The organism is Oligoflexia bacterium, assembly GCA_034439615.1.
In the GTDB taxonomy this organism is placed as follows: Bacteria; Bdellovibrionota; Bdellovibrionia; order JABDDW01; family JABDDW01; genus JAWXAT01.
In genome coordinates this window covers 94,895-113,469 of sequence record JAWXAT010000003.1, presented here as the reverse complement: position 1 = coordinate 113,469, position 18,575 = coordinate 94,895, and the positions used below count along the sequence as shown (strand labels likewise).

The 18,575-nt window shown below is 39.2% G+C and carries 14 protein-coding genes; 4 read left to right on the top strand and 10 right to left on the bottom strand.

Features of this window, described 5'->3' with window-relative positions:
• Positions 1 to 4 precede the first annotated feature (4 nt).
• Positions 5 to 3,310: a hypothetical protein gene (locus SGI74_00875; GenBank protein ID MDZ4676034.1), complete on the bottom strand. Its 3,306-nt coding sequence runs from the start codon at positions 3,308 to 3,310 to the stop codon at positions 5 to 7.
• A gap of 241 nt (positions 3,311 to 3,551) precedes the next feature.
• Here SGI74_00875 and SGI74_00870 point away from each other — a divergent pair, with 241 nt between their 5' ends.
• Complete coding sequence (locus tag SGI74_00870; GenBank protein MDZ4676033.1) at positions 3,552 to 7,202, top strand: hypothetical protein; 3,651 nt, start codon at positions 3,552 to 3,554, stop codon at positions 7,200 to 7,202.
• Positions 7,203 to 7,209: 7 nt separating this feature from the next.
• Here the strand turns inward: SGI74_00870 and SGI74_00865 are convergent, their stop codons facing one another.
• On the bottom strand, positions 7,210 to 7,878 hold the full coding sequence (locus tag SGI74_00865; GenBank protein ID MDZ4676032.1) for an enoyl-CoA hydratase/isomerase family protein: 669 nt from the start codon (positions 7,876 to 7,878) through the stop codon (positions 7,210 to 7,212).
• Positions 7,875 to 8,924 (bottom strand): selenide, water dikinase SelD, encoded by a 1,050-nt coding sequence (gene selD / locus SGI74_00860; protein MDZ4676031.1) that lies wholly within the window; start codon positions 8,922 to 8,924, stop codon positions 7,875 to 7,877. Before selD ends, SGI74_00865 begins: the two co-directional genes overlap by 4 nt.
• A 65-nt stretch (positions 8,925 to 8,989) precedes the next feature.
• Between selD and SGI74_00855 the strand changes: the two genes are divergently transcribed.
• The gene (locus SGI74_00855) at positions 8,990 to 9,934 is read left to right on the top strand and encodes a cation diffusion facilitator family transporter (GenBank protein ID MDZ4676030.1); all 945 of its coding nucleotides are present in this window, start codon (positions 8,990 to 8,992) and stop codon (positions 9,932 to 9,934) included.
• On the opposite strand, the gene SGI74_00850 is transcribed toward SGI74_00855, so the two are convergent.
• From SGI74_00850 to SGI74_00825, 6 genes are all read right to left on the bottom strand, one after another.
• The gene (locus tag SGI74_00850; protein MDZ4676029.1) at positions 9,927 to 10,628 is read right to left on the bottom strand and encodes a PilZ domain-containing protein; all 702 of its coding nucleotides are present in this window, start codon (positions 10,626 to 10,628) and stop codon (positions 9,927 to 9,929) included. The two genes, SGI74_00855 and SGI74_00850, sit on opposite strands and share 8 nt — an antisense overlap.
• A gap of 3 nt (positions 10,629 to 10,631) precedes the next feature.
• Positions 10,632 to 11,327, bottom strand: a complete 696-nt coding sequence (locus tag SGI74_00845) for a PilZ domain-containing protein (GenBank protein ID MDZ4676028.1) — start codon at positions 11,325 to 11,327, stop codon at positions 10,632 to 10,634.
• A gap of 39 nt (positions 11,328 to 11,366) precedes the next feature.
• Complete coding sequence (locus SGI74_00840; protein ID MDZ4676027.1) at positions 11,367 to 12,059, bottom strand: PilZ domain-containing protein; 693 nt, start codon at positions 12,057 to 12,059, stop codon at positions 11,367 to 11,369.
• 132 nt (positions 12,060 to 12,191) lie between these two features.
• Entirely contained in the window at positions 12,192 to 13,340 is a 1,149-nt protein-coding gene (locus tag SGI74_00835; GenBank protein MDZ4676026.1) for a citrate/2-methylcitrate synthase, read from the bottom strand.
• A gap of 75 nt (positions 13,341 to 13,415) precedes the next feature.
• Entirely contained in the window at positions 13,416 to 14,189 is a 774-nt protein-coding gene (locus SGI74_00830; protein ID MDZ4676025.1) for a hypothetical protein, read from the bottom strand.
• 32 nt (positions 14,190 to 14,221) lie between these two features.
• Positions 14,222 to 15,118: a SpoIIE family protein phosphatase gene (locus SGI74_00825; GenBank protein MDZ4676024.1), complete on the bottom strand. Its 897-nt coding sequence runs from the start codon at positions 15,116 to 15,118 to the stop codon at positions 14,222 to 14,224.
• Positions 15,119 to 15,172: 54 nt separating this feature from the next.
• Here SGI74_00825 and SGI74_00820 point away from each other — a divergent pair, with 54 nt between their 5' ends.
• Together SGI74_00820 and SGI74_00815 are read left to right on the top strand one after the other, a co-directional pair.
• Positions 15,173 to 16,132 carry a hypothetical protein gene (locus SGI74_00820; protein MDZ4676023.1) on the top strand — a complete coding sequence of 320 codons (960 nt, stop codon included), beginning with the start codon at positions 15,173 to 15,175 and terminating at the stop codon, positions 16,130 to 16,132.
• A gap of 100 nt (positions 16,133 to 16,232) precedes the next feature.
• Complete coding sequence (locus SGI74_00815; GenBank protein MDZ4676022.1) at positions 16,233 to 17,075, top strand: tetratricopeptide repeat protein; 843 nt, start codon at positions 16,233 to 16,235, stop codon at positions 17,073 to 17,075.
• On the opposite strand, the gene SGI74_00810 is transcribed toward SGI74_00815, so the two are convergent.
• Positions 17,069 to 18,430, bottom strand: a complete 1,362-nt coding sequence (locus tag SGI74_00810; GenBank protein ID MDZ4676021.1) for a hypothetical protein — start codon at positions 18,428 to 18,430, stop codon at positions 17,069 to 17,071. The two genes, SGI74_00815 and SGI74_00810, sit on opposite strands and share 7 nt — an antisense overlap.
• Positions 18,431 to 18,575: the final 145 nt, after the last annotated feature.

The following is an 18,575-nucleotide window of genomic DNA, read 5'->3' as shown; positions in this document are numbered from 1 at the left end:
GTTGTTAAAAAGGGATTATCTTCGATAGTACCGCAGAGCAAGAATCAATCGCCTTTGTCACACCCCGCAAGATATCTTCACTGAAAAGTCCAAAGAATATACCCCCAGTAAACGTGGCAAAGCTTCCGATAACTCCGTAAGACAACATTCCTTTTGCATTCTCACCAGGCTTAAACCCTATTTTTGTGAGAATACGATTTGTAGTGGCCCATGGACCAGAAATAGTCGAACCACGAAACAATCTCTGAACTCCCCACTGTTTATAGGGAAGAACTGCTGCCCAAATAACCCTATTATAAAGATATCCAAACGTACCTTCTACGGGCGTTCTTCTGATTTCACGAAGATTTCCGGCAACCATATCTTCTACTAGTGGAATTGTACGAAAGAGTAGGTTTTTTAAACCCCGCTGATAGCGCGTGTCTGAAAACAATCCCTCCATAAACCGCAACCCCGATGTCAGAACCTTATTTTGCCTTACTAGTTGTGTTTGTCTCAAACCTTGAAATATACCCGGTTGTGCAGGTGAGTGCGGTGGAACTTTTTCGGTTTTAATAGTGGCATCGACATATTTTTGAACAAAAACATCTGTTCTATAAATTTCTGTTACCCGTGCGCGTTCATAAGCAGATAGTGTAGCCAAATATGTTTTAAGTGAGGCATTTGACTCAAGTCGCACTTTAAATAAACTCTCAGTTTCAGCCTCAACATCTGCCATTAACTGTGTTTCAGTTGAGTCAGGACGCAAACCAACTAAACTTACCAATTCACTGCGATAGAGTTTTTCCCATTGCGTGCGTAAATTTGCTTGAGCTGCATCACCAGACTCACCAAAAAGTTCAATGGGATCTACTTTAAACTGAGCGACAAATTTTTCATTAGCTTTTGTAATAGCTCTTTTTAATTGCCAACGTGCAAACCGACCTTCTCTGAGTGACGGGTCTAATGCTTCGGGGCTTATATCTTGAGCAGTTTGAGTACCGACAGACACAGCAACTTCTTTTATTTCCATTAAACTAAAAAATTCTTTTCGATAAATCTGTGCCGCTGACCGCACTCCTGCATTTGACCCTTTATTACGCCAATTACCGAGCTTTGTTATTCGATCAGATGGGCCACCTGTAAAAGTAAAGGAAGTAAGCTCTTGTCGTACATTACGATAACGCTCAGCCACTTCTTTAATTTTTGTGGGAGTCAAAAATGCTGATGGATCAGATTTAAATTTCTCAACAAGACTAAAATCTTCTTTGGCTCCTTTTAAAACAACAAGTGCACGTTCATTTTTTGTATCTTGTGCAACAACAATTGCATTATTTAGGGCTCTTAAGACTAGCCCTTGTCTTAAAACTGCATAATATTCCTCAGGATTTGATTTATCTGTTGGCTTATAGCCAAAAAAGCCTTGAATACTTTGATAAAAAGAATTGGCATCAAAGAGAAAAGCTCTTTCATCTGGCAAACCCTTACTATTGAGTGATGCGCGAACCATTTTTTTCACACGCGTATCAAAGAGTCTTTTGTTTATTGGATCATCGGGATTCACACCTTCTTTACGCATTTCATCAGCGACAATTCTTAATGCATCATTTGTTGAAATTTCTTGAACTTGATTGGCATAGGCATAAGCACCTGAAGAAATGTAAGCCGTAAGATTACCGATGACTGCTATGAGATTATATAAAGCCATATTGCCGCCCATTCCCCAGGCAGCTTCAGCGCGACTTGCAAGACCAGGAAAAATCACAACAAGACCAGAAACAATCCACGGAATGACCATGTACTGCTGAAAGGCAACAAGGGCTGTGTCAACAAAGCCAAGAATACCAACACCGTAAATCAGCGTCTTATGATTGACTGGAGTTTTATTATTGATTTTTCGCGAGTAACCAAATGTTGCGTTAAAGAGTTTTCTGATGCGGCCGTTTTCAGCAGTTCCGGCGCGATCCATAATGTACTCAATAGTATTGGTAGATGTCACATAGGGAAATTGCGCAACAAACGTTAGTGATTGTGCAAAAACAGTGAGGTTTACTTGAAACCCATTTTTCCCAATACCGCTAACACCCATTCGCTCTTTAATTTTTTGTCTTAAAACCGTATATCGCAGAGCTGTACCAACAGAAAAAATAAATGCGCATTTTGCGAGTACAATACTAACGCCAATAAGAACTCTTGTGAGTTCGGCATCTGCATGAGCAGTGTTAATACCTAAAACCTGAAGAAAAGCAGTTCGCCATTTTTCTAATTTGGTTTGCTGATAGTTTGCAAAGATAGTGCTTTGATTTGATTTGTCTAAATCAAATCCCGTGAAGAGCATCCCGAATCCCGCGGTACTCCCGCGAGGCAAAGTGAGCTTCGTTGTTCCTAAAACAGATTTCATTGAAGTTAAAACCTGTCCAAAACTATTCGCGATAGATTCGTGTGCTCGTGAAAATGATTTTTCATCTTCTTTTAGAGCGGCTTTACTAAGTGTTTGTAGATTATTAATAAAGTTTTGTCGCACAGATTCAATTTGGCTCTTATTAGCCTTAAGTTTATCAATAGCCGCTTGCATAGCCATGCTTTGAGCCATCATAAAGTTTACAGATTCAACTTTAGCTATAGATTTAAGATCCTCAACTTTCACAGGCAAGGGAGCGCCTTGGGTATCTGTGAATACAACAATATCGTGCTGAGGAATTTCAGTTACTAAAACATCCGCTTTTGCTGTGGCTTGCCAACCCGTGCCAGGCATAGGAAAAAAGTAAACAGGAATTTTTTCTTCTTGTGCACTTGAAGCTAAGAGTTCGTTATACGGAACATAGAATATTCCCTCGCCAAAATCAGCACCGTCATTTGAAGAGGCCGAGAAAATATCGCTCCCCGCATTAGCTGCGAAGAAAACATAATCACTGGTTGCAAAAATCGGGTGAATCGGTGCTTTTAGTTTCCAAACTTTATTTTGAAACGGAAGTTTGATTTGTGAGACTTGGCCATCATTTGAAAATGCTAATTCACCAGATACTTGGCCCGTGATTTGCCCCCAACTTTGAGCATTTTGAAAAAATGGATCTTGATCAACGATAGGATCATTTGAGCTAAGATCTAACTCTCGAGGAAAAGTTGTATCAGCTGCAATAGCTGAAATCGCAGGGTCAACAACTGCATCAGCAATAGCCATTCGAGCATCTTGATTAGTAACTATGCTTTGTGTCAGCACTTGCGTGGCTTCTTGTGCTTTAGCTACATCGACGAGTGTGCTGCCAAGGGCTAGTTGAAAAATTATAATCCACGAAAAAAAAGTCATAAGGCTTGAGAGTTTGTTTTTCATTTTTAACATCCTTTGCTCGTACTATTAGTAAGAGCAAACCCCGGGCCAAAATCTTCCTGATATTTCAGTTAGATGGCACTGATTTAGGTGTAAAACTTTTGGTCTATATTACGAATTAGAGCCTCAAAACGACGCCTCAGACGATTAGTTCGGCACACATACCAACTAAAACCTTTATCACAAGTCACCCCAGACGGCATTGGCATTGCATTGAAAATGTAATTCGAAACTGGAGAAAATTTTGGCGTTAGCAAAGTTCATTCACATTGCGATTTGCTTATCACTCACCCTTAACCCGTTGTTGTTAAGCCCGGCAAGCGCACAAGATAATATCTTAGAGCCTGGAATTGAAGTTTTACAAGTGATCGCTACCAGTGGTGTCACCAATACAACCCCGACACTCTTAGTACCCGGTTTTAATTTACGTACTGAGCAAAAAGCTGAAGTTGATCATCTTCGCCAAACACTTGACGGGTTTGCGATCAATAGCCCCCTTGATCGTTGGAGATTGCTCGACATTATTTCACACGAGAACCCAAAAGCTCATTTTATCGATTACTCAGCACTTACATATGCCGCTTTCGATTCAACAAACACTCAAAAAGTTCTCTCAGCACATTCAAAAAGATTTAAACCTACCTTCTTAAGTTCGAATGAATCAAAACTGCAAATTCATTATCAAGGAAAACTACTCTATGACTTTCGTATGCCCGTCATTGGTTTTGCAGTTTTTGGTGATTACCTAGTTTTTGTAGAAAAACACAATCTCACGCCCTCTGGTGTGCAATCGATTTCATTTATTGATCTTAAATCGTATGATCCAATTCTTGGCAGAGTGAACCCACCGGTTTTTAAAATTCCCGTTCAGTTTGGAAATCGATTAAATAATCTCGATATAAAGAATAACCAACTTCATATTAATCAAGTTGTAATTGGCAAAGAACATCTTAATGAGATGTCACTCATCCAACAATCTGCCTACAACATCAATGTCAATATGCTTGATCCAAAAGCATTAACACAAATGCAACCACTTGGTGATGGCTTACAAGAATACCTCATGCGCGCTGTAGAACTTAAAGGCAAAGATTTTCAACAACAAATGCAAGACATTGCCGGTTCAGAAGCAAAGCTTTTAGAATTTGCTAAGGGTCTTAAGGGTCTAAAGAAAGATCAGTCTAACGCTGTTGATTCCGATAAACTCATGCACCAAGACTTTATCGAAAAAACTGCAAAAAATATCAGCGCAAATATCGAAGCAGAAAAAAGGCTACTTTCAAAACTTCATCAATTTTGGGCACGCATGACTTTGCCTCAGCCCAATGGCGCGCCTAAAATTATTCAAGGCTTAGCACTCATAGCTTCTGCATTTAGCCCCCACAGCAAAGCTAGCCGAACAGCGGCGTTGAATGAAGGTATACTGAGAATTGCAAATCATCCCAATGTTCAAATCGCAGGAGCCATCGTCACAGGCACTGCCATGGGCATTGTGTTTCCTGAACAAATGGCTCATCTTTTTTATCTATCAACAGATCTCACACGATCAATCATGAATTGGGCCATAGATGGATCAAGACTTACATCGACAGCCTTCATGGAAACTTTTGCTGGCCTTAACCCTTCAAATTTCTACAATGCTTATTTGGCACCTGACAAAATCAGCAGATTTGGTATCGGCCTTGGCGCCATTATCACTACACTTTATATGACCTTGGGAATTCCTCATTTGATTGTAAACTCGTATCTTCTTTTTAAAGACTTACGCAAAATTGGAATCTCACAATTCAAAAACACAGAAGTAAGTTGGTTAGGTGCTCTTAAAACAGCTTTTATAAAAAGACAAAATTCCCAAGAAAAAACATATCTAGAAGCTCTGGCAACCTCACATGCAAAACAAAGTGGAAAAGACAAAGAACTCGAATTCACTGCTGAACAAAACGCAGAAGCAGAAGAACAAGTACGTGAATTAGAACAAGCTCAGCGAGAGGGCGGATTTTATTATCGCATGCTAAAAGCTATTGGCAAAACTCCAAGCACTCAACAACTTGACCAAAAATCAGATCGACAGATCAGCACTCTTTTTCAAGCGATTAAACATTTTACTTATAGCTATTGCTCATTTACAAACTCCGGGCGCACCTACACGCGCATTTGGAATAATTGGTTTGCGTTACGTTCATTTATTTGGAAGCCTAAAGCCCTCATTGGCATGATAATTTATCCCAAGCTTTACGCCAGAGCTACTCGCGGAGTAATACCCAACAAAATTAATGGTGGGATGAAAAATCGTTTTGAAGATATTTATGAAGCAGATTATCGCCACCAAGTAGATGCCTGGGAAACTCAATTTATCAATGTCGAGAAGGTCCTTTACGAACATGCATTTAAAAAATCTTTCCAAGCCCTCGTCAACCACATGAATACAAGTAACGATCTTCATGATTTCTTCAAAAAAGAAGGCATTGCTAATATCTATGATAAAAAAATCAATAAATTTACCGAGCAAAATAAAATATTTTTTGAAAACCATTTCAATCTTGTTGTAGAGCGAGCATCTGAACTCTATCTTCAAGATTTAGTTTCAAAACATGGAGTTGTGCCCCAAAATGCAAATCTAAACTTAGAGACACTCAAAAATATTACATTACCTTACAAAAACGAATTGCAACTAGATGCATCAGTAGCTCAGAGATATGTCGAGCAAGTTATAACTCCAGAGCTACTTACAGAAGCTAAAATCAGAACTGAAAATGAAACCAAACTCTCAGCCACGAATCTTTTTCGTAAATACGTACACAGAGTTGATCCCGATTTTTTGAATCGACAACTTAACCCTTTAAATAATCGCCAAGTAGCAAGAATGCAAGTTGTTGAACGACAAATTAATAACCCCCAAGCCATGGCGCGCGCAGTACGGTCTATGATTGCGGGTAACATTGTAGATAAGCCCCAAGAACTTTTTTTCACTTTCCTTTTGTTGGCAGGGGTTACGGATCCCATTTTAAGACCTATCCAAGACTCCATTCACAGCCCCACCTCGTGGTACTATTTGTCTCGAATGGTATTTTTTAGTGGTTACACTTATGCAGTAATTTCTGGTGTGCTCTCGGATGTTTGGCTTAAAATTCAACAAGATGAAATGCATGAAGGTCAATTCGGAAAAGTCCCTACAAAAGAAGAACTCACCATTTCTGTAAAGCCTAAAAAAATCCATGACCAACAAGGTAGAATTATTTTTAATCAAGATAGGCATGAACGCGAGATGACTTATTTTGAATGGTACAAACATCAGCTAGTTAAAAATCCTGATAATACGCTTTTAAAGGCTTGGAGTTATTACAACAAATTGATTTGGGCCAATATGCCCGCAGCTTTTACCACACACTTAACTATAAGCTTGGGTTTACTTAAGCGATTTGACATTGATAGTTATATTACTAGCTATTCAACAAGCTTCGGGCTTCCACTAGGTGGATTACAATTTCAAACTGAACAAGCCTTTGAATTAGCAGCTGGCTACAGACTCAAAGACATCAAAGAAGAGCTCAGAGCACATCCAACGGTTCAAGAATACTTTAACCGAAGAATTGGCAAAGACAGATTTAAATACAATCTTGCATACAGAACTTGGGAAAATGTCACAGGCCAATTACTTCAAAACATGCTTACAATTGGCGTCCCCGCAACTGAAACTCTACCTGAAATTAAAACACGTGCTTTTTCACGACTTATGCTCAGACCCTTCGCGGGTGATATTACCTTTGCAAAAGCTGCCGTTGATACAATCGCGACTGTGACAACTCCCCTTGTTTCTGTACCAGGAGTTAAGCAAATAGGTGATGGTTGTGTGTTACTACTCACAAATGGCCTGCCAGCAGCTACTTTAAAATAATTAAATTTTACCGCTTTAATGTGGTTTGATGGTTTTTTGAAAACCAAAGACTTTCAAAAATCTTCTCTTCTTTAGATGGATTCGCTACAATTTCTTTTATTTTTAAAATCAACTCTGGCGTCACGAAGGCACGTTCTAATATAAATTCATGTGCTTTTTCTTCAACAGTACCAGGTGACGTGATCTCATCGATCAAACCACAACGAAATGCTTCTTGCGCACTCACCCAGCGACCTGACGTAAGCCAATCAAAGGCAATGGAAGCGCTGACACGATTTAACAATCTCTGTGCTCCGCCCCATCCAGGGGATAATGAAAGTAAAACTTGTTTAAAGGCAAAACGCGCACTGGAACTTGCCACTATACGATCAGCGGCTAAAGCCAACTCACAGCCTCCTCCAATACATATACCCTCAACGGCTGCGACTATTATAACGGGGGCTTTTTGAAACCCATCAAGTGTTTTTCGAATCTCGCGATTTACTTTTATACCTTCATTTTTTGTTTTCATTTTTGAATAAGCTTTAAGATCGCCACCAGAGCAAAAAACTTTTGAATTTTTTGAGGCAATGACAAGCCCTGTACAATTCTTAATTTTTAATGAAATTTGTTTAGCAGTAGCGAGATCAAGGGCATTAGCAGATTTTGGGCGATCTAAATAAAAAGTTTCAATCATATTACTTCGATCGATCCCTTACGATCTTTAGCCGTGATTTCACCAACGACCCAAGACTGTTGACCTGCCTTTTTCATCTCAAGTTGAAATTTTTCTACATTACTTTTAGACATTGAAATTAAAAGACCGCCGCTAGTCTGCGGGTCAAAAAGTATACTTTGCATAAACATTTCGACATTTTTAAATACAACATTATTTGCGTACTCACGATTTGTTTTATCACCCCGAGTGACGTACTCATCTGCGATTAACTTTTCAAGCCCTTTGAAATATGGAATTTTCTTAGAATAAATTTTAGCTTTCACCTGACTTGCGCGCGTCATCTCAGCAAGATGTCCCAAAAATCCAAAACCCGTAATATCTGTGCATGAGGTGGCATCTGTCTTTATCATGGCATTACAGGCTCGCTCATTGAGCCTTGCCATTTGTTCAATGGCTTCTTTCAGAAGTTTTTTGGGACAATCTTCAAACTTTGCTGCGGTTGTAATAATTCCTGTGCCTAGTTTTTTTGTAAGTACCAATGCTTGCCCTACAAGGGCTTTGTCATTTGAAAAAATACGTCCAGGGTGAATGGTTCCCGTAACCGATAATCCGTATTTTAACTCAAGATCTTTCACTGAATGCCCACCGACTAGTGCGCATTTTGCTTCAGTCATTTTTTCGATCCCACCTTGAAGAATTTGACCAATGACTTTTGGATCAAGATCTTCAGGCACACAATATACATTCAGTGCGGTTAAAGGCTTTCCACCCATGGCGTAAACATCGCTTAAAGAATTGGCCGCAGCAATTCGCCCAAACCAAATCGGATCATCAACAATAGGAGTAAAAAAATCAACGGTTTGAATCAAGGCAAGTTCAGGAGAAATTAGATACACACCTGCATCGTCGGCTTTATCGAACCCAACAAGAAGTCTGGGATCAGCCGGCTGTTTTAGACCTTTAACTGCTTGCCGCAGCAACGCTGGGCTCAGTTTAGCGGCTCAACCCGCGCAAGAAACGGATTGTGTGAGCCTGATTTTAGTTTTACTCGTTTTTTTGATCATGAGCGCCATTTTGTACTATGAAAGTTTTCGTGACAAGGCAGCATTTCTAGAATAGCTATTTTATTATGGGCACTACGCATCATGACCATGAACATCATCACGATCATCAACACCCCCATATGCATGGGAGTCACTCTCATGGCTTAGATAACTCAAAAAACATACGGCAACTAAAGTGGGTCATAGCCCTCACCTTCTTATTCATGATAGCCGAGGCATTTGGGGGGTTTTACACAAATTCATTAGCCCTTATTTCAGATGCTGTTCACATGCTCACTGATACAGCGGCTTTAAGTTTAAGTCTCTTTGCTTTCATGATGAGTTCTAAACCAGCCACGGCTCATCGTACTTATGGTTTTTTACGCCTAGAGATACTAGCAGCTTTCATCAATGGTATTTTTTTAGTGCTCCTCTCATGTGTGATTATGTGGGGAGCTTGGGATCGTTTTAATAATCCTGTAGAAATCAAATCAGTGGAAATGTTTTGGATTTCAACAGGCGGCCTTATTTTTAATCTTGTTGGTGCATGGCTTTTAACTCACGGAAATCACGCACATCCCAATATGCGTGGCGCCTTGTTTCATGTTTTAGCTGACGCCCTAGGTTCACTAGGAGCAATGATCGCAGGTCTATTAATATATTTTTATGGCTGGACTAAAGCTGATCCCATTGTGAGTGTTATCATTGCACTTATTATTATCGCATCATCTTTTAGACTTATTTTAGATACCGCACACGTAATTCTTGAAGGCACACCACTGCATCTCGATAGCGATGAAATTCAAGATGCTATAAGTAAAATTCCGCGCATCACAGAGGTACATGACCTGCATGTTTGGAGTATTACATCCGGAATGGTGAGTCTCAGCGTACACGTTGTTGCTGTTGGTGAATCAAGACATGAACTTTTATGTGAAATTAGAGAAATGCTTAAAAAGCGATTTAATATTGAACACGTCACTATTCAAATTGAGGAACTAAGCCTCAAGCAACACGAACCGTCTATTTAACGGTATCTAAAAGACTACTATAAACCTCTTCAGCCTTCATGAATTTCAAACCTGCACCTGGTTTATTTAATCCAAAACCTTGTTGTAACACCCATATTACTTTTGCAAAAACAAGATGTGATTTATCCAACTTATCGAGTTTAACATTCATTTTTAGAATATCCCCGGGCACTATAACACCTCTCTCGATGTTAATGAATGCACCACCTTGGCTAAGATTAAATAAAAAACCCTTCATTACTTCGCCAGTGAGCATCCGCTCTAAATCAACCATCTGGTCAGTTGAGAATCGTTTGGTTTTACGCTGATAGATTTCGTGGCCTTTTGCTACTTTTTCGCATATTGCCAGAAGTTCAGTTTTTACGAATGATTGCTCTAAAATAACAACACGCTTAATTTCAGTTGCGCTATCAAACGCCTCTCTCTGAATTTTTCCTGATACGATAATAATTGGCATCTCTCGATAAATATCACGAAGTTTAGATATAAATTTGACACTTTTCTGATGAAAAACAGGAATACTAAAAATAACACATTTAATTTCACCATCTGATAGTTTTTGAAGCGCCTCACTGAGACTCGCCACACGATGCAAAGTGAATGCACGACCAGTTGTCAGCGCACTTTCTATTTCGGAACCGATTTCTTCGACATGACTAATTAGTAAATACTGTTGACGTCCGCTCTTACTCATATTTTATACCTTCTCAAGCAAAGTTCTATAGACTTGCTCTTCATTAATAAATTTCAGGCCAACTGCCAGCCCTTGCCGCACTTTTGGTGCAGTCCAAATCACTTCAGCATTAAAATTATGCGCTTTTGATAATTGATCTAATTTAATAGAGACGCGAAAGAGCTCTCCTGGTTTGACATTACCCTTGGTAAGTTCAATATAGGCGCCGCCCTTACTAATAGTATAAACACTACCTTCATATTGTTCATTAGAGGTCAGTTTCTCAAGATGGGCTATTTGAATCGTATTAAATCGTTTATGTTCGCGAAAGTATATTGGCTTGCCTTCTGCAAGTCTCTCCGTCAGCAATGCAAAATCACCATGCTTTACAGGCTTATCTATAATGACAATCTCATTGTATTTCTTTAATTTTTGCATGTCGATATTTTGAATTTTCTGCGCTGTAACGATTGTTGTAGAAAGTGTTGGTGTGATTGATTTTATTTTTTGAATAACCTTAAGTGTATTGGAGTCAAAAATTTTTAAATTAAAAATTAATGAATTCGCACTACCATCCGCCGCATGATCAAAAATTTCACGAATCGTATCGACTTGAATTATTTGACATAGTGGATTTGCACCAATCTCTGCAACAATTTGGTCACAGCCTTCTGATTCTTGTCTGAACAGAAGAAATGTATATTTTGATTTATCTGACATTTATATCCCCAATCAAAACGATTCGAACTTTAAACTCTGTTACAGCTTGTCGAGTAAATTTCTGTAGACATCGCCTGCCTTCATGAATTTTAAGCCAATAGCAGGCTTTCCCAGCCAAAAACCCTGTGGAGTAGTCCAGACAACTTGCGCGTCGACATTATAAGCTTTTGAAATTTTATTTAATTGAATTGTAACCTTGAGAATCTCACCGCGTCTCACGCGTCCTGAGTGCAACTCCATATAGGCTCCACCATGGCTGAGATTATAAATTGCGCCCGCGATGATTTCACCGCTGATTGTTTTTTCAAGTACCGCTTTTTGATTTGTATAGAATCGACGAAAAATACGCTGATTAACTTTTGCACCTTGAACTATTTTTTGACATATTCCCCAAACATCTTTGGCTTCAAAAGGGCATTCGATAATAATAACGCGATCCATTTTTTTCACAATATCATAGGCTTCTTTTTGAACGAATGCGGCAAAAATGATGACGGGAAATGTATAACCCATATCGCGAAGATTAGTGATGACGCTGATTTTTTGTTGATTAAAACTATCAAAATTAAAAACCATACAGCTGATGTCCCCTTTTGCGAGACGACCCAAAGCAGCCGGTGCGGTTTCGATCATTTCAACAGAGTAAAGTCGATTACGCTCTATTTCATCGCGAATTTTGAAAGCATCGCCCGTCTTTCGGCTCACCAAAATAAAGTTGTATTGCGCATTCATACACTGCCCTTCAGTTATATATTCAATTTGCCCAATTAAATGATCGGAATCTGGACTAAGAACTTAAGACAAAGGTTTGAACTTCAAATTTTGAAATTTGAATTTATTGTTTAGAAGTTAGACGAAATTTAATTATCGCTTATCAGGGGCGACCCATTTGAGATCGCGATTGCCAGAGTAATGGCCGCGTGGACGATAAATACGATTGTTTGCATATTGCTCAAACGCATGTGCAATCCAACCAGAGATGCGGCTTACAGCAAAGATAGGTGTGTACAGATCAATGGGAACATCAAGACAGTAATAAACACTGGCTGAATAAAAATCGACATTGGGCAAAAGGCCTTTTTTGTCTTGCATGATATCGTCAATATGAACGCTCATATCATACCATTGTGGTTCACCACGGCGCTTACCAAGTTCCTGTGACATGCTTTTTAAAATTCTTGCCCGTGGATCTCCGTTTTTATAAACGCGATGACCAAAACCCATTACTTTTTCTTTGTTCTCAAGCGCATTTTTAACAAAAGTTTCACATTCTTTCATGTTGCCGATTTTAAGGAGCATCTTCATGACTTGCTCATTTGCACCGCCATGCAGAGGCCCTTTAAGTGTACCGATTCCGCTCGTGATAGCAGAATGTAAATCACTCAGAGAACTTGTGGTCACACGAACACTAAATGCTGAACAGTTTAACTCATGATCAGCATGTAAAATGAGAGCGGTATCAAATACTTTCACATGATAGGGGTCAGGCTCTTTACCTTTAAGCAGATACAAAAAATTCCAAGCAAGTGATTTATCAAGTTTTGGCTCGAGCAATTGTTGACCGGTGCGAAATCTCTCAAGTGCGGCAACGATTGGGCCCATTTTAGCTGTTAAACGAAGTGCTTTATGTTGATTAGATTCAGCGGAGATATCGGTAGCTTCTTTATCCCAGAGTGCTAGGCCTGATACGGCAGTTCTGAGCCACTCCATGGGATGTACGTTTTTATTGGGAAGTCCTTTTAAGAAATTTACATACTCTTTTTCGAGTATCATATTTTGAGCTAAATCTTTTTTGAATTTTTCTAACTCTGTAACTTTTGGAAATCGCTTATTCCAAAGTAGAAATGTTGTTTCTTCAAAGGTTGAGTGTTCAGACAAATCGTCAATTGTGTAACCTGCGTAAGTGAGAGTGGCATCGACAATTGAAGAAACCGCTGTCGTACAAGCGACGATCCCCTCTAATCCTTTATCAATTGCTTTGTCATACACTTCAACTTTCGACTCTGATGCCATGAAAATTTGTCCTTTCGCGCGCGCGAAAAATTATTATGATATGCCTTTGATCATATCGGAAAACCATTGGCAAATCTAATCTGCTCTTTGAGTTTCTATTGAAAGTATTTCTTTTGTGACGACATCGAAGGCTTCGTTACTGTACAGAAGGCCTGTATGACCTAAATAATCTAATTTTACATTCTTAAATGAACTTTCAGGTTGACCACGAATAATAGCATTGTCAGAGGGAACAACAGTCCAATCAAATGCTGAATAGATGCTCACCACTTCACTATTATTTGGAAGAGCCGTGTTTTCTAAAAGACGAAGTAAAAATGACTTCATCTTCATATCATAATCTAACGCTCCGCGAGAAAGCCCTTTAGCTAAAAAACTTAAAGCTGTTCCTTGGTGCGCCGTTCCAAGAGTGATTAATCTTTTTACCCTGCCTCGACCTTCACCCAAACTCATATAGGTACGCGAAACAATTCCACCCAAAGAATGTGCAACAATATCTACCTGATCACATCCCGTGACACGCATGACCTCATTCACTTTTTCAGCGAGTTGCTCAACCATATAAAAGACATTTCCATGAAATGTACTGTAATTGAGCGGATAAATATTTTCCCAACCAAGTTTTTGCATTCTTAGCTTTAAATAAACGAATGCAGATCTATTGTGAATAATTCCATGAACAAGAATGATAGGCCTTGGATTTACGGCAAGGGTTGAATGTTTTTGCGCTTTGAGTGCTGCATTAAAAAAACCAAATGGATATAAATTTGCTGCCATGACATTGGCACCAACTTCACGGGCACAGGCACCTAAAAAATATGATCCTCTTTTAAATAACTGAGTTACCATAACATCTGAGCTTATATCTGAGGAGGATGATGTCAACCTTTACGAAGTTTAATAACTTTGTCTTTTACTTCCATCACGAGAATGCTCAAATCCTGAATGTAATCGCGGCCATTTGTAAACTTTTCTAACTGAAACAATATTTCATTTCGCATGTCGTGGCACTTCGCACCAGGATTTTTTAGAATATGCTCAAAAAGACGATCTTCACTAAATGCTTCATCAGAGCGATTTAGAGCCTTTGTTAGACCTTCACTTGTAACAATAAGTTTATCTCTCGGATCCAGAGAAATGGTTTCACTCTTTTGATTTGGCTTTGAACTTTTAGCGATAGGGCCTTGTGTGGCCTCGAGCCTCACCAATTTATCTTGTTCTCGATTGTAAATATAAGAATTTATATTTCCAGCTTTTGAATAAGTCAGTGTGTAACGACGACGATCAATGACACCATAAAAAAGATTTGTCGTATCTTTTGCATTAACAGCACCTTGCATTTCTTTAGTCATATTATTTGAAACTTCGCTGGGGTCCAGACCTTTACGCGCTTCAATTTGAGTTGTGAGCTTTAATAATACCGATAAAAAAAGTGAGGCCATTCCATGACCAGATGAATTGGCCATGATGATTCCAAAACGCATTTTATCTTCGAGTTCAAAAATATCGAAATAATCACCCCCAGATATGGGTGACGCTACAAATTTTGTAGAAAACTCAAAACCAGGAATCGTCGGTATCTCTGTGGGCACTAGACTTCGCTGAATGAGTGAAGCCAGTTGCAATTCATTGGACATCTGGTTGATAAACTTCTCCAGCTGAACATTCACGTCGCCAAGTTCTTTTCTGAACGCTAAAAGTTCGCGTTCGCGGTCTTCTAGCTCCATCTCTAGCTGTTTTATCTTTTGATCGGGTGTTCTTGCATCTTTTTTTGCCATCTCAACATCTTCTCGGGCTTGCTTAATAACTGTCAAGGTAAGTAGACTTGAATCATGGAAATTAGCTTTTCAACTCAAGGTGAAATACAAGTAGTCACAATCATAGGTGGTCTCGGAGAATCCGAAGCCGCCGCTGTTCGCTTTAAACTCGAGCAAAAAATTAATCAGGGGCGTTTTAAAGTTCTATTTGATGCAAGTCAGTACACCGTAACTGATGATGCGGCGCGGAACTTTCTTTTGGGAATTATCAGTTATGCTGTTATGCGTGGAGCTTTAAGTGCATGTTCCGGAGTTCCGACACAACACTGGGCCCTAATGATTATGCCCGGCAATCAGCAGGTAAAACTTTTCATTTCACTAAGTGAAGGTGTTGATTATCTCAACAAAAGCGCAACACCCGATGCACAAAAAAAAGCCAACCTCGGAAAAAAACTCGAAGGAAAAGGCAAAGAAGCTGAAGACGAAATTAAACAAGGAGCTTTGACAGATCTCTTGCGAAAATATGAAATTTTTCAACAAAATGATAGTGACGATCCCTTTCGGCTTAATTTTTATGTCGAGCAATACAAAACAAATCCAAATCACGAAGCACTTGCTGCTGAAAGGAAAGCTAAAGAAAGTTTTACAAAGACAGTAGAAGAAATAGATGCGCTTGGAAAAGAATGCGACGACTTAGCTACAAAAGTTAAGGGCTACATGATCATGCGTAAACAGCCATTGACTGGTAAAGAACTTGAACTCAAACATAAAACCCTGACCTATGATCTAGGTGAACAAAAACAGGTTTTAGATAACCTAAAAAGTCAAATCGCTACGAATACAGAAGCACGTGACGAAGCGTTAAGCATTGGGGAATTGAAACAAAGTGAATTTGAACAAGAGCTCACCGATATTGAAAATAAAATTAAAGATGCAACTACCGAAAATGACAAACTTACCCAAGACTTTACTGCCAAGGATCTTGAAGAACAAAAAATAATTGAATCGCTAAAAGCACAACTCCCGCAAAAGTAAAAACACTCGGTTTTATGACGCGTAACTTCTAATGCGCATTGGTATTTAGCGCCATGTTCTAGTCTTGTAGAATTAAAAAAATTATCTTACAGTTTTTCATATGAGTATTGCTCGTATCGATTTGACATCATATAGAGTGGCATTAGCAGCATCACCTTCTCGGGTAACCACACTTCCACTCATTTTATTAACCCATGAAATCTTAAGCGGCAAACAAGTATGCGCTCAAAAAACAAGTAAACGTATCGATTTTCTTATTCATGAGTTTGCTTCACAAAACCAACCTTACAATGATGCTATTGAAGGAATATCAGCGCTCAATGATTTTTTATTTAATAAGAAACAATTTAAAAAAACAGGGGAAAATAATCCCGATTCACTTTTTATGGCTAAGCTTTTAGAAAACCGCGAAGGTCACCCATTAGCACTGGCTTTACTTTACCGTGAACTTTGTCAACGCTCAGGTCTTGCACCGATAAATTTTGTAAATTTTCCTGGCCATTTTTATGTAAAGACACTTTATCGCCATCAACTTTTTTTCTTAGACCCTTCAGATCAAGGAAAACTTCTTTCTGTTTCTGAACTACAAAAAAAGTTATCTCAAAAAATGGGCAAAAGTGTCGCTCTTAACGGAACTTTTCTTGAAACACCTACTGAAGCGCAAATGATGGTTCGCTTTTTAGGAATGCTCAAAGGAATGTATCTTGATTCGAGACAGTGGTCATCGCTCTTAACAGTATTAGATATGATTATTGAAACTAGCCCCATGCGGGTGAATGAATATAAAGAACGTGGCTTGTTATTATACCAAATTGGACATTTCGCTGACGCCCACAACGATCTCACTTTGTTTATGAATAAATCGCCGCCATCACCTGAGGTTGAAAAACTTCGAAGCTTTGTAAGACATTTAAAATCTCCACCTGTTCACCCGCTTCACTGACGTACTTGTAACACGTTTACAAAATAGCTTGGCCCAGGTGCTCGTTCAATGCGATTAAGAATATCGAGCCATGAAGGTGATCCTTCAGCATCGATAAAAGTTTGAAGGGCACTAAAGGTTTTTACAAATACACGAATATCTTCATTTTGACTGAGAAAATAACTCGCAAGACCATTACTGATAACATCGACTTTGCGCATTCCACGACGTTGCAATGCATATGAATGAGCGTAGAAATAATAACTAGCACAACTATCAAAATACAAAATCTGATAAGCATTCGGAAACCGAATCGGAATGGGCATTGCCGGATTCGAGCTACTAAACGCTGCAATTTTGTCTAAGTTCAAGCTTCCACCAAGACCAGAATGCCCTGCATATACAACTATATCTGAATTTTCATAAGCATAACGAGCGCGCTGAGCAAAAATGACGGGCCTGTCTATATCACTTTCAGTAAGCGAAATTGACAGACTTACTTTTGGCTGCGTCGCACTTTCGGCGCGTACCAAATCAATAAATGGTTTTGTTTTGTAATCGCCAACCTTCACAATTTGGAATCCAGATTTATTTACAAATTGATCAATAAGGGCGTTGTAACTGCGTCTCCCAACATCTTGACGATTTCTCCAACTGCTATCAAATCCAAGTAAAACAGATACGCGCAACTCACCTCTTGCTCTCGCTTGTGCAGCAAGACTTGCGTAATCAGGACGAGTTGTTTCTGGATTAGGAATTGGTAATCCCGTAAGTGACGCTGTGACTTCATCTACTTTATTCACACCCGTTAATTGCGAAGCACAACCTCGCTTGAAAGGATTCCAAAAATAAAAGAAAAATTCTTTCTCAGGTACCTGACGAGATGTACATTCTAATGCATAAATTTTTGAAGGATCTCGTGGAATAAAAAGTGGCAGGGCTTTTGTTTCACCTGGCTGTATGAGTCTTCGACGCGCAATTACTCTTTGAACGGCTCTGTAAGTTACCTCGTGACCTAGATTTGTATTTTTATCTGAGATGTAAGTCACTGAAACCATGGGTCCAAGGCTTATCAAACCCAATACATCAGAACTCCATCCACCAATTTTTTTTGTATATTCCTCAACTTCAAATACAGACAAAAGATGACTCGTCTGTTTTATAGCCATATTCGTTAACGTCTGTTGGGTGAGTTGCGTATTCTCAGGCATAACAACTGTGGAAGTGAATTCAATAATCGCTTCAATACCTGAAGGGGCAAGTGAAGTTGCAATTATTTGTGGGTAAACAACAGGCGCTAGCGCATTTACAGAAACCGGAAACGTCAAGAAAACGAAGGTTGTTAACGATAAAATTAGCTTGTAAAAGTATTGCATTATATCCCCCAAACCTCAGATGAAAGCAAATATCACGCGTAAAACCCAATGGCAAGTCACCCATAGAAAATGACAGTTTTTCTCACTTTTAGTGACAATTTCTGGATCTTATTCACCCCTTAAACCTGCACCTAGCCATGCCTAC

Excerpts from the sequence above, each read along its gene's own strand:
- SGI74_00875 (MDZ4676034.1), bottom strand. The coding sequence starts at position 3,310 with ATGAAAAACAAACTCTCAAGCCTTATGACTTTTTTTTCGTGGATTATA.
- SGI74_00865 (MDZ4676032.1), bottom strand. The coding sequence starts at position 7,878 with ATGATTGAAACTTTTTATTTAGATCGCCCAAAATCTGCTAATGCCCTT.
- SGI74_00855 (MDZ4676030.1), top strand. The coding sequence starts at position 8,990 with ATGGGCACTACGCATCATGACCATGAACATCATCACGATCATCAACAC.
- SGI74_00850 (MDZ4676029.1), bottom strand. The coding sequence starts at position 10,628 with ATGAGTAAGAGCGGACGTCAACAGTATTTACTAATTAGTCATGTCGAA.
- SGI74_00845 (MDZ4676028.1), bottom strand. The coding sequence starts at position 11,327 with ATGTCAGATAAATCAAAATATACATTTCTTCTGTTCAGACAAGAATCA.
- SGI74_00840 (MDZ4676027.1), bottom strand. The coding sequence starts at position 12,059 with ATGAATGCGCAATACAACTTTATTTTGGTGAGCCGAAAGACGGGCGAT.
- SGI74_00835 (MDZ4676026.1), bottom strand. The coding sequence starts at position 13,340 with ATGGCATCAGAGTCGAAAGTTGAAGTGTATGACAAAGCAATTGATAAA.
- SGI74_00830 (MDZ4676025.1), bottom strand. The coding sequence starts at position 14,189 with ATGGTAACTCAGTTATTTAAAAGAGGATCATATTTTTTAGGTGCCTGT.
- SGI74_00825 (MDZ4676024.1), bottom strand. The coding sequence starts at position 15,118 with ATGGCAAAAAAAGATGCAAGAACACCCGATCAAAAGATAAAACAGCTA.
- SGI74_00820 (MDZ4676023.1), top strand. The coding sequence starts at position 15,173 with ATGGAAATTAGCTTTTCAACTCAAGGTGAAATACAAGTAGTCACAATC.
- SGI74_00815 (MDZ4676022.1), top strand. The coding sequence starts at position 16,233 with ATGAGTATTGCTCGTATCGATTTGACATCATATAGAGTGGCATTAGCA.
- SGI74_00810 (MDZ4676021.1), bottom strand. The coding sequence starts at position 18,430 with ATGCAATACTTTTACAAGCTAATTTTATCGTTAACAACCTTCGTTTTC.